Origin of the sequence: Rhodococcus sp. ACS1 (genome assembly GCF_002300155.1) — a bacterium.
GTDB lineage: Bacteria > Actinomycetota > Actinomycetes > Mycobacteriales > Mycobacteriaceae > Rhodococcus_F > Rhodococcus_F koreensis.
In genome coordinates, this window is record NZ_NSDZ01000001.1 from 1,071,470 (window position 1) to 1,081,728 (window position 10,259).

At 68.5% G+C, this 10,259-nt stretch carries 9 protein-coding genes; 4 read left to right on the forward strand and 5 right to left on the reverse strand.

Translation table 11 applies throughout. The features are described from left to right. Positions 1-15: 15 nt before the first annotated feature. Positions 16-1,038, reverse strand: a complete 1,023-nt coding sequence (locus CJ179_RS05155; protein WP_072937792.1) for a PDZ domain-containing protein — start codon at positions 1,036-1,038, stop codon at positions 16-18. Positions 1,039-1,151: 113 nt separating this feature from the next. Between CJ179_RS05155 and CJ179_RS05160 the strand changes: the two genes are divergently transcribed. The 3 genes from CJ179_RS05160 to CJ179_RS05170 all read left to right on the forward strand — a co-directional run bounded on the left by CJ179_RS05160 (position 1,152) and on the right by CJ179_RS05170 (position 4,926). Then, positions 1,152-2,579 carry a zinc-dependent metalloprotease gene (locus CJ179_RS05160; RefSeq protein WP_072937676.1) on the forward strand — a complete coding sequence of 476 codons (1,428 nt, stop codon included), beginning with the start codon at positions 1,152-1,154 and terminating at the stop codon, positions 2,577-2,579. A gap of 119 nt (positions 2,580-2,698) precedes the next feature. Next, entirely contained in the window at positions 2,699-3,589 is an 891-nt protein-coding gene (locus CJ179_RS05165) for a hypothetical protein (RefSeq protein WP_095860828.1), read from the forward strand. Next, positions 3,589-4,926 carry an AarF/ABC1/UbiB kinase family protein gene (locus tag CJ179_RS05170; protein WP_072937674.1) on the forward strand — a complete coding sequence of 446 codons (1,338 nt, stop codon included), beginning with the start codon at positions 3,589-3,591 and terminating at the stop codon, positions 4,924-4,926. Before CJ179_RS05165 ends, CJ179_RS05170 begins: the two co-directional genes overlap by 1 nt. Positions 4,927-4,967: 41 nt before the next feature. Here the strand turns inward: CJ179_RS05170 and CJ179_RS05175 are convergent, their stop codons facing one another. Together CJ179_RS05175 and CJ179_RS05185 are read right to left on the reverse strand one after the other, a co-directional pair. Beyond that, a complete protein-coding gene (locus CJ179_RS05175; protein WP_095860829.1) occupies positions 4,968-5,309 on the reverse strand; it encodes a WhiB family transcriptional regulator in 342 nt (113 codons plus the stop codon). Positions 5,310-5,760: 451 nt separating this feature from the next. Then, positions 5,761-7,899 (reverse strand): ATP-dependent DNA helicase UvrD2, encoded by a 2,139-nt coding sequence (locus CJ179_RS05185; protein WP_083395561.1) that lies wholly within the window; start codon positions 7,897-7,899, stop codon positions 5,761-5,763. 80 nt (positions 7,900-7,979) lie between these two features. On the opposite strand from CJ179_RS05185, the gene CJ179_RS05190 reads away from it, so the two are divergent. Next, entirely contained in the window at positions 7,980-8,234 is a 255-nt protein-coding gene (locus CJ179_RS05190) for a mycoredoxin (protein WP_015890142.1), read from the forward strand. Here CJ179_RS05190 and nudC read toward each other — a convergent pair. Together nudC and CJ179_RS05200 are read right to left on the reverse strand one after the other, a co-directional pair. Beyond that, positions 8,231-9,142 carry an NAD(+) diphosphatase gene (nudC, locus tag CJ179_RS05195; protein ID WP_072937671.1) on the reverse strand — a complete coding sequence of 304 codons (912 nt, stop codon included), beginning with the start codon at positions 9,140-9,142 and terminating at the stop codon, positions 8,231-8,233. The two genes, CJ179_RS05190 and nudC, sit on opposite strands and share 4 nt — an antisense overlap. 20 nt (positions 9,143-9,162) lie before the next feature. Continuing rightward, positions 9,163-10,230 carry a TrkA family potassium uptake protein gene (locus tag CJ179_RS05200; protein WP_072937670.1) on the reverse strand — a complete coding sequence of 356 codons (1,068 nt, stop codon included), beginning with the start codon at positions 10,228-10,230 and terminating at the stop codon, positions 9,163-9,165. Positions 10,231-10,259: the final 29 nt, after the last annotated feature.

The following is a 10,259-nucleotide window of genomic DNA, read 5'->3' on the forward strand; positions in this document are numbered from 1 at the left end:
CCGACCGCGCCGCAGTCAGCAGTGCGGCGCGTCGGCTCCGGCGTTGACGGCCTCGAGCGCGTCAACGGCCCCGTCGAGGTTCTCGACCTTCACCAGCCGGAGCCCGTCGGGTGCCCCCTGGCGTGCCTCGTCGCAGTTCTTCGCCGGCACGAGGAATGTCTCGGCGCCCGCTTCGGACGCGGCGATCAACTTGTACTTGATGCCGCCGATGGGGCCGACGTCGCCGTCGGAGTCGATCGTGCCGGTGCCGGCGACGAACTTGCCGCCGTTGAGTTCGCCCGGGCTGAGTTTGTCGATCACAGCGAGCGTGAACATGAGTCCCGCCGAGGGGCCGCCCACGTCGGCGAGGTTGAAGTCGATCGTGAACGGGACGTCCGGGACCTCCTCCGGCGTGATCCCCAGGTAGCCCTTGGCCTCGTCGTCCGGGCGGGCACCGAGCACCACCCGCACCGTGGTCTCGGCGCCGTCACGCCGGATCACGATCGGCACCTCGGTGTTCGGGGCCACGTCGGCCACCGCCTCCTGCACGCCGCCGACAGTCGACACCGGCTTTCCGTCGACACTGACCAGCACGTCGCCTTCGCGCAGCAGCCCCTGGGAGGGGCCGTCCTCACCGACCTTGGCGATCCGCAGGTCCACCGGCTTGCCCAGGAAGTGGAGCGCCGCGAGTTCGGCGCTGTCCTCCGACTGCTGGAAGTCGGCGTCGTTCTCCTGCTTGACCTCGTCCTTCGACTTGTCCGGCGGGTACACCTCCTCGCGGGGCACGATGCCCTGGCGTCCACTCGCCCACAGTCCGAACGCTTCGAACACGTTGAGGTCGTCGCGGACGGCGACCGTCGTCATGTTGAGGTGGCCGGTGGTGTCGTCCACGTCCGTCCCCGCGATGGCGACGACCTGCTCACCACCCACTTCGCCGAGGGTGTTGAACGTGGGTCCCGGCCCGAGAGCCACGAACGGCACCGTGATCACGGTGCCGAGAATGCCGAGTACCACGATCGGGGCCAGCGCAGCCAGAAGCGTCACGATCCGTCGATTCACCTGGACCAGCGTAGAGCGCGAACCACCGGGCACCGCTGTCGGCCGTCCGCGTGTTCGCCGTCAGCGTGACGCGGTCGGCAGCCACCGAACCATGCGCCTTGTACCGTTGAGTCATGAGCAATCCGCCCTTCGGCTTCTCCAAACCCGACGACGATCCCGATCGTGACAAGAACACGGGGGATCAGAACGGGCCCGACCGCGACAAGAACGCGGGCGGTTCCGGCGACTTCGGTTTCGGGGCGGGTGGTTTCCCCGCCGGGGGCTTCGACCCGGCCGCCCTCGGCCAGATGCTCACCCAGTTCGGCCAGATGCTGAGCGGGATGGGCACGTCGATGGGGTCCGGGGAGCAGACCGGCCCGGTCAACTACGAGGTCGCGAAGAAGCTCGCCCGCCAGCAGATGGGGTCCGTCGCTCCGATCACGCAGGGCAATTCCGAGGCGATCGCCGACGCCTCGCGGCTCGCCGAACTGTGGCTGGACGCCGCGACGACGCTGCCTGCGGGCGCGTCGAAGACCGTCGCGTGGACGCCCAACGACTGGCTCGACAACACCCTCGACACCTGGAAGCGGTTGTGCGACCCGGTGGCGGAGAAGGTGTCGGGCATGTGGGTGCAGGGGCTGCCCGAAGAGGCGCAGCAGATGGCAGGACCGATGCTCGGCATGATGAGCCAGATGGGTGGCCTCGCGTTCGGCTCCCAGCTCGGCCAGGCGCTGGGCCAGCTGTCGAAGGAGGTCCTCACCTCCACCGACATCGGTCTCCCCCTCGGTCCGGCGGGCACGGGCGCATTGCTTCCCGCAGCGGTGGAACGGTTCAGCAAGGGGCTCGAACAGCCCGACCGGGAGATCCTCGTCTTCCTCGCCGCACGTGAGGCCGCCTACCAGCGCCTGTACAGCCACGTCCCGTGGCTGCGTCAGCGTCTCCTCGCCACCGTCGAGGAGTACGCCCGCGGCATCACCATGGACTTCTCCGCCATCGAGGACATGGCGAAGGGGCTCGATCCGTCCGCGCTGACCGATCCGTCGCAGCTCGAGAACATCCTGCAGCAGGGTGCCTTCGAACCGCAGACCACACCCGAGCAGAAGCAGGCCCTCGAGCGACTCGAGACACTGCTCGCCCTCATCGAGGGCTGGGTCGAGGTCGTCGTCGCGTCGGCGTTGAACGACCGCCTCCCCGGCGTCGCGGCACTCAGCGAGACGCTCCGCCGCAGGCGCGCGACCGGCGGACCCGCCGAGCAGACGTTCGCGACACTCGTCGGACTCGAACTGCGTCCCCGCAAGGTCCGGGAGGCGGCGCAGCTGTGGACGCGCCTGACGTCCGAGTCGACCGTCGACGCCCGTGACGGCGTGTGGGCCCACCCCGACCTGCTGCCCGACTCGTCCGACCTCGACAGCCCGGACGCGTTCGTCGAACGGGTACTCGGGGGCGGCGACGGCGGCGACTTCGACAATCCGATGGCGCAGCTGGAGGCGACGGAGGCCCGCGAGCGGGCCGAGGAGGCCGAACGCGGCAAGTCCGGTAAGGACGACGAGCCGGAGTCCTGACCCCCTGATCGCACCAATGTGTCGGTAGCGGGAAGTCCGCAGGTCGGAGCACGTTTCGGCCTGTGGACAACTCGTCTTTTCCGGGCCGGCGACCAGTCGTGGCCTGGAATCCTCGGTGCGTGACCATCTCGCACCCGCACCCCGTCGGTGTCACCCTCGATCCTCGGATCGCCGTGCTCGTCCGCCCCGACGGGCGGGTGCAGTTCGGCTGGGATCCCGAGCGCGCACTCGTCCTCTCCCCACCGCCCGGAGTCCGGACCGAGCAACTCCTCGCCGTCGTCCGACTGCTCGACGGCAAGAACACGCGGCCGCACATCCTGTGGACGGCCGTCGGATACGGCCTGGCGCCCACGGACGTGTCGAAGCTGCTCGGCGATCTGGACCGCGCCGGTCTGATCGACGTCGCGGGCACCTCCCCCGTCGCGGACACGATCACCATCCGCGTGCACGGGCGCGGACCGCTGTCGGATGCGGTGTCCACCGGGCTCACCGACGGCGGCATCCGGGTCTCCCGCTCGTTCCGCTACTCCGCCGACGGCGATGTCCGGCGGTGGAACGCCCTGTGCGTCGTGCTCGCGGACGACCTGGTGGCGGACCCTCGCCTCGCTGCGGATCTGGTCCAGAACGGGATACCGCACCTGCAGGTCCGGCTGCGGGACGGTCGCGGTGTGGTCGGTCCGCTCGTGCTGCCGGGCCACACGAGTTGCCTGCGGTGCGCCGATCTCCTCCGTGCCGCGTACGACGAGGACTGGCCGCACCTGTCCGCTCAGCTCCTGGGGACGGTCGGGCATGCGAGTCCCGCCGTGATCATGGCCACGGCCGCAGTCGCCCTCGGCCAACTCGAGGCCGTGCTGTCCGCCCCGCGCGGCGCGCCGCCCAGCAGTCTCGACGCCACGCTCGAGATCGATCTGGGGGCGCACCGCCTGGTGACGCGGCGCTGGCCGAGGCAGGCGAGTTGCAGCTGCACGTATCTGGCGCCCGCCGTGGGCGAATCGAACCGGCATCGGTGATGATGCATGATGGTGGGGTGCCCGACATCCCCCGCAGGAGTTCTGCCCGCACCGCGAAACTCGCGAGCATCCCGTTGGGGATCGCGGGGCGTGCCGCGATGGGGTTCGGCCGGAAGCTGACCGGCGGCGACAGGGACGAGATCGACGCCCAGCTGAGCGCGAAGGCCGCCGAGCAATTATTCGCCGTCCTCGGCGAACTCAAGGGCGGCGCCATGAAACTGGGCCAGGCGCTCAGCGTCATGGAGGCGGCAATCCCCGAGGAGTTCGCGGAACCCTACCGTGAATCGCTGAACAAGCTGCAGGCGCAGGCACCTCCGCTGCCCGCGAAGGCGGTCCACCGGATGCTCGACCAGCAACTGGGCACCAAGTGGCGGGAGCGGTTCCAGTCGTTCGACGACACCCCGACCGCGTCGGCCAGCATCGGCCAGGTGCATCGCGCCGTGTGGGCCGACGGCCGCGACGTGGCCGTCAAGGTTCAGTACCCCGGCGCCGACGAAGCGCTGCGCGCCGACCTGAAGACACTGGGACGGTTCGCGGGTCTGTTCGCTTCGGTCATGCCCGGGGTCGACGTGCGGCCGGTCATCGACGAATTCACCGCCCGCACCGAAGAAGAACTCGACTACCGGATCGAGGCGAACAATCAGCGCCGCTTCGCGAAGGTGTTCGACGGGGACCCGCAGTTCGCGATTCCGCACGTCGTCGCCAGCGCCCCCAAGGTGGTGGTCACCGAATGGATGTCGGCGAAACCGCTGTCGGCCATCATCGCCGACGGCACCCCCGAGGAACGCAACACTGCCGGCGCACTGCTCGCGGAGTTCCACTTCGCCTCCCCCACCCGCGTCGGCCTGCTTCACTGCGACCCGCATCCGGGTAACTTCATGCTGCACAGCGACGGCCGCCTGGGGGTCATCGATTTCGGTGCCGCGGCACCGTTTCCGCACGGTCTCCCACCGGTGCTCGGGGCGATGGTCCGGCTGGCAGTCCACGAGCAGTTCGACGAACTGACGGAGTTGCTGCACGCCAACGGATTTGTCCTGCCGGGCAGGACGGTGACCGACAAGGAGATCGCCGACTACCTGCGTCCCGTCACCGATCCGATCCGCACCGAATCGTTCCACTTCACCCGCGCCTGGCTGCAGAAGGCGGCGGGTTCCGCGACCGACTTCAACAGTGCGCAGTTCCGGACCGCCCGGGCACTGAATCTGCCCGCCGAGTATCTGATGATCTTCCGGGTTCTCGTCGGCTCGGTGGGGATCTGCGCCCAACTGGACGCGTACGCGCCGTACATGGCGATCCTCACCCGGTGGCTCCCCGGGTTCGTGGCCCCCGACCTGTGAGTACTTGTTAACCGCGGGCGGTTAACAAGTACTCACAGGTGCTACGCACACACCAGAGCCGGCGTCTTGCGGGGACGTCCACGGGGACGCTTGCGGGCGATCACGACACCCTGGTCGAAGATCTCCCCACCCCACACGCCCCACGGCTCACCTCGATCGAGAGCGGCGTCGAGGCAGCGGGAGCGGATCGGGCAGGACGCGCACAGCGCCTTCGCCTGCTCCAGCTCGGTGGGAGAGTCCGCAAACCACAGGTCGGGGTCGTCGACCCGGCACGGCAGGTCACCACGTGCGGTAGCGATCTGAACAAATCCGCTTGTGGTGGTTGAGGTTTCGGATACCCCTCGGCATGTCACGGTAGACACGTCGTTCTCCTCTGCTCTCATTGCGACGGTTATTCTCTTCGGTTCGTTGAAATGGATGCGAACCAGAGCCGAGGCTGCGAGCGGGAAGGGTGCTCGAACTACGAAGGCCACGGTCCGCGATGCGGGTCCGTGGCCTTGAAAAGACGGTGGGAGTTGATCTATCGAGGAATTCCTCGACAACTCCGATACACGGACTCGACTGCTGTTGCGGGACGACGACGGGCTGCCGACCAGACGATCGCCGGTGCCTGTTCCGCCGCGTTCATGCCGAACAACGCGGAGGCAGCAGCGACTGCCGTCTCATGTGCTTGGAACTTCGTCATTTCACTGCCACCTCCATTTCTTCTCGATCCGATGTGAACCACACGGGTCTCCCCGCGCACTGAAACCACAGTAGGCAATTCTCCAGAACCGCACAACCTATTTTTGACCTGCAGTGATGCGTGCTACTTCACCCTCGTGCGGGAGTCGTTCAGCGAGTACCGCTTCCCTTGATCACACCGAGGACGTCTTCGCCGAACTGCTCGAGCTTCTTCGCACCGATCCCGGGGATCGCGACGAGTCCGCGATCGTCCTGCGGGCGCTGCTCGGCGAGAGCCGTCAACGTGTTGTCGCTGAACACCACGTACGCCGGGACCTTCAGCTCCCTCGACTTCTCGAGCCGCCACGACCGCAGCGATTCGAGCAGTTCCACGTCGACGTTCGACGGGCACCCCTCGCAGCGACCGAGCATGGTCGCGGTCGTCCCGATCAGCTGTTTTCCGCACAGCCGGCACCGGGGACGCTTCTTGTTGCTCTTGACGGGCGCCGCGATCCGCGAGGCCGGTGAGTCTTCGGGGATGAGTCCGTGCAGGAACCGCGAACGGCGCCGCGACTTGCGGCCGCCCTCGTTCCGGGACAGCGCCCACGACATCTGCAGGTGCTCACGGGCGCGGGTGACGCCGACGTACAGCAACCGGCGTTCCTCCTCGACGGCCGCGTCGTCGGGTGCCGAGTTGGAGTCGCCGAGCACGTGCTGGATGGGCAGTGTTCCGTCGGTGAGGCCGACGAGGAACACGGCGTCCCATTCGAGACCCTTCGCGGCGTGCAGGGACGCGAGGGTCACACCCTGCACGACGGGTGGGTGCCGCGCCTCCGCCCGCAGACTCAGCTCGCGCAACAGTGCGTCGAGGGTCAACTCCGGATCCTGGGTCAGCTGTTCCTCGGTGAGCGCGACGAGCGCCGACAGGGAGGCCCAGCGCTCGCGGGCCTGCGCACCCGCCGGTTCGGCGTCCGTCAGCCCCAGCGGAACGAGGACGGCGCGGACGAGCGTGACGAGGTCGGCGCCGACCGCGTCGGGCAGGTCGTCGCGGCCCGCGGCCTGGCGCAGCGCCGCCACGGCCTGACGCACCTCGGTGCGGGTGAAGAAACCCTCACCGCCACGCACCTGGTACGGGATGTCGAGTTTCGTCAGCGCCTGCTCGTGCACCTCGGACTGGGCGTTGATCCGGTACAGGACCGCGATCTCCGCCGCCGGGGTGCCGGACGCGATGAGCCGCTTGATCGTGCGGGCCACCCCGGCGGCCTCGGCCGGTTCGTCGTCGAACTCGACGAAACTCGGTTCCGGCCCGGAGTCGCGCTGCCCGATCAGTTGCAGACGGGTGCCCGCGATCCGGCCGCGCGCCGCTCCGATCACCCGGTTCGCCATCGACACGACCTCGGGGGTCGAACGATAGTCGCGCTCGAGGCGCACGACGGTGGCCTCGGGGAACCGGCGCGAGAAGTCGAGCAGGTAGTTCGGGGTGGCGCCGGTGAACGAGTAGATGGTCTGGTTGGCGTCGCCGACGACGGTGAGGTCGTCCCGCTCGCCGAGCCAGGCATCGAGGACACGCTGCTGCAGCGGGGTGACGTCCTGGTATTCGTCGACGACGAAGCAGCGGTAGCGGTCGCGGAACTCCTCCGCGACGGCCGAATGCTCTTCGAGTGCCGCCGCCGTGTGGAGCAGGAGGTCGTCGAAATCGAGGAGCATCCCGTCCTGGCCGCGCGCCTTGAGCTGTTCGTAGCCGTGATACACCTCGGCGACCTTGGCGGCGTCGACCGGCGCCTCCCGGCGCAACTTCGCCACCGCCCGCGGGTAGTCCTCCGGCGCGATCAGCGAGGCCTTGGCCCACTCGATCTCACTCGCCAGGTCGCGGATGCTCTCCGTGCTGGTGGACAGGCCGACCCGTCCGGCGGCGGACGACACGACCGCGAACTTGCGGTCCAGCAGCCGCCATTCCGTGTCGCCGACCACCTGCGGCCAGAAGTACCGCAGCTGCCGCAGCGCGGCCGCGTGGAACGTACGTGCCTGGACCTGCGCTCCCCCGTCGCCGATGCCCAGGCTGCGCAGCCGCCCGCGCATCTCGCCTGCCGCGCGCGCCGTGAACGTCACCGCCAGCACCTGCCCCGCGGCGACGTGCCCACTGGCGACGAGGTGCGCGATCCGCCGGGTGATGGTCCGGGTCTTGCCTGTTCCGGCACCGGCCAGCACACACACCGGCCCCCGGGGAGCGAGGACCGCTGCGGACTGTTCGGGATCGAGACCGGTAGTCGTCACCTCTGCTGCGCCGGCTGCTGACATGGCGTCCATCATGACAGGGGCGACCGACACGGCGCGAAGCGGACGAACACCGCAGTGGGAACACACGGCGGGCTCGTGGTGTTATATCCGCCGTGACTGCTACCGACACCCCGGCCCTGACCATCTACTCCACCACCTGGTGCGGCTACTGCCGGCGCCTGAAGACGCAGCTGGACGAATCCGGCATCGGCTACGTGGAGATCGACATCGAGGACGATCCGGCGTCGGCGGAGTTCGTCGGCAGCGTCAACGGTGGCAACCACGTCGTGCCCACCGTCAAGTTCGCCGACGGCAGCACCGCCACCAACCCGTCGTTGGCGCAGGTCAAGCAGCTTCTCGGCGTCTAGGACTCCGTCGCTGCCGCAGCCCAGGACTCGATGATTCCGCGCGCGATGGATATCGAGCCCGGCAGCAGCAGCGTGGCGTCGGTGTCCGACGCCCAGTCGCCGAGTTCGAGTGCCGTGCGCACCTCGTCCCGGGTGAACCACCGGGCCTCGGCGATCTCGCCGTCCGCGAACGTCAGCGGGGCGTCGGGATCGCCGACGGCCGCGAACCCGATCATCACCGAACGGGGGAACGGCCACGGCTGGCTGCCGAGGTAGCGCACGTCACGGACGTCGACGCCCACCTCTTCCTTGATCTCGCGGACGACGCACGTCTCGAGGGATTCTCCGGCCTCGACGAATCCGGCCAGGATCGAGAACCGCCGCGGCGGCCACGTGGGCTGCCGGGCCAGGAGCACACGGTCTCCGCCGTCGTGCACGAGGCAGATGACCGCCGGATCGGTGCGGGGAAATTCCTCGTGACCGGTGCTCGTCGAGATCCGCGACCATCCCGACATCGTCGGTTCCGACGCCGCGCCGTCGAGCGCGCTGAAGCCGGCACTGTCGTGCCAGTTGAGCATCGCGAGGGCGCCGGTGAGCACACCGGCGTCGGCGTCGTCCAGCGTGCCGCCCAGAATCCGGAGATCGGCCAGCTCGCCGGTCAGCGCCTGCACCCGCACCGCCCACACGTGCCGGTCCTTGCGAATGCCGAGGAACACCGCCCCCGGTTTCGGTTCGGGGCCGAGTTCGGTGGCCTCCGCGAACACCAGACCGTCGTCCCCCACCCGCACCTGTCCGCGGTGATTGACGCGCAGCAGCAGCGCATCCCGCCAGCCCGCACGCAGCGCGTCCGTGTCCGAACGCAATTCCTCGGCCCGCCCGACGGCGGAGCGGGACAGGAGCGGGGTGTCGTTGAGCCGGAATACAGTCACGCCGTCGACACTACTGCCGATCAGTTGGCGACCCGACGGATGTACAGCAGTCGGTCGTTCTCCTCGATCGAATCGACCTCCGGCGAGCCGACCCGGATCAAGCGGCCGTCCCGCACCACACCGAGCACGATGTCCGCGAGGTGGCGTGGAGAGCCGCCGATCTCGTCCCGCTCCACGGGACGTTCCGCGATCGCGAAACCCGCCTCCGGAGTCAGGAGGTCCTCCATCATCTCGACGACGCTCGGCGTCTTCGTGGCGATGCCGAGGAGCCGGCCCGCGGTCTCGGAGGACACGACCACCGAGTCGGCGCCGGACTGGCGGAGCAGATGCGTGTTCTCGGATTCGCGGATCGCGGCGACGATCTTCGCCTTCGGTGCGATCTCGCGCGCCGTCAGCGTCACCAGCACCGCGGTGTCGTCGCGGTTGGCGGCGACGATGATCGCCGACGCGTTCTGCGCGCCCGCCAACCTCAGCACGTCCGATTTGGTGGCGGACCCGTGGACCGTGACGAGGCCCTTGCTGGCCGCCGAGTCGAGCACGGCGTGGTCGGTATCGACCACCACGATCTCCGACGGCGGAACGTCGTCGCCGAGCATCGCGTCGATCGCGGTGCGTCCCTTGGTTCCGTAGCCGATCACCACGGTGTGATTGCGCACGTGCTGCCTCCAACGCTGAATTTTGAACGCCTGCCGGGAGCTCGCCGTGAGCGCGGAGAGAGTAGTACCGACCAGGACGATGAGGAAGAAGATTCGAAGGGGCGTGATCAGGAGGACGTTGACGAGCCTCGCCGACGGTGTGAACGGCGTGATGTCGCCGTATCCCGTCGTCGACAACGACACCGTCGCGTAGTAGATGCAGTCGAGCAACGACAGTTCGTTGTCCTGCACGTCGCGATAGCCCGCCCGGTCGATGTAGACGATGAGCACCGCCAACGCCAACGCCGCCAGGGCGATCCCCACCCGGCGGTAGATCGCCCGCGCCGGACTCGTCTGCAACTCCGGAATCCGCAGCACACCCACCAACGCGAAGTCCGGCCGGTCGGTGAGGGTGTCCGACCTGCTCAATCTCTCACGCAGCCTACCGGCCATATGTTCGTCTCCACGTTGCACTGAACTCC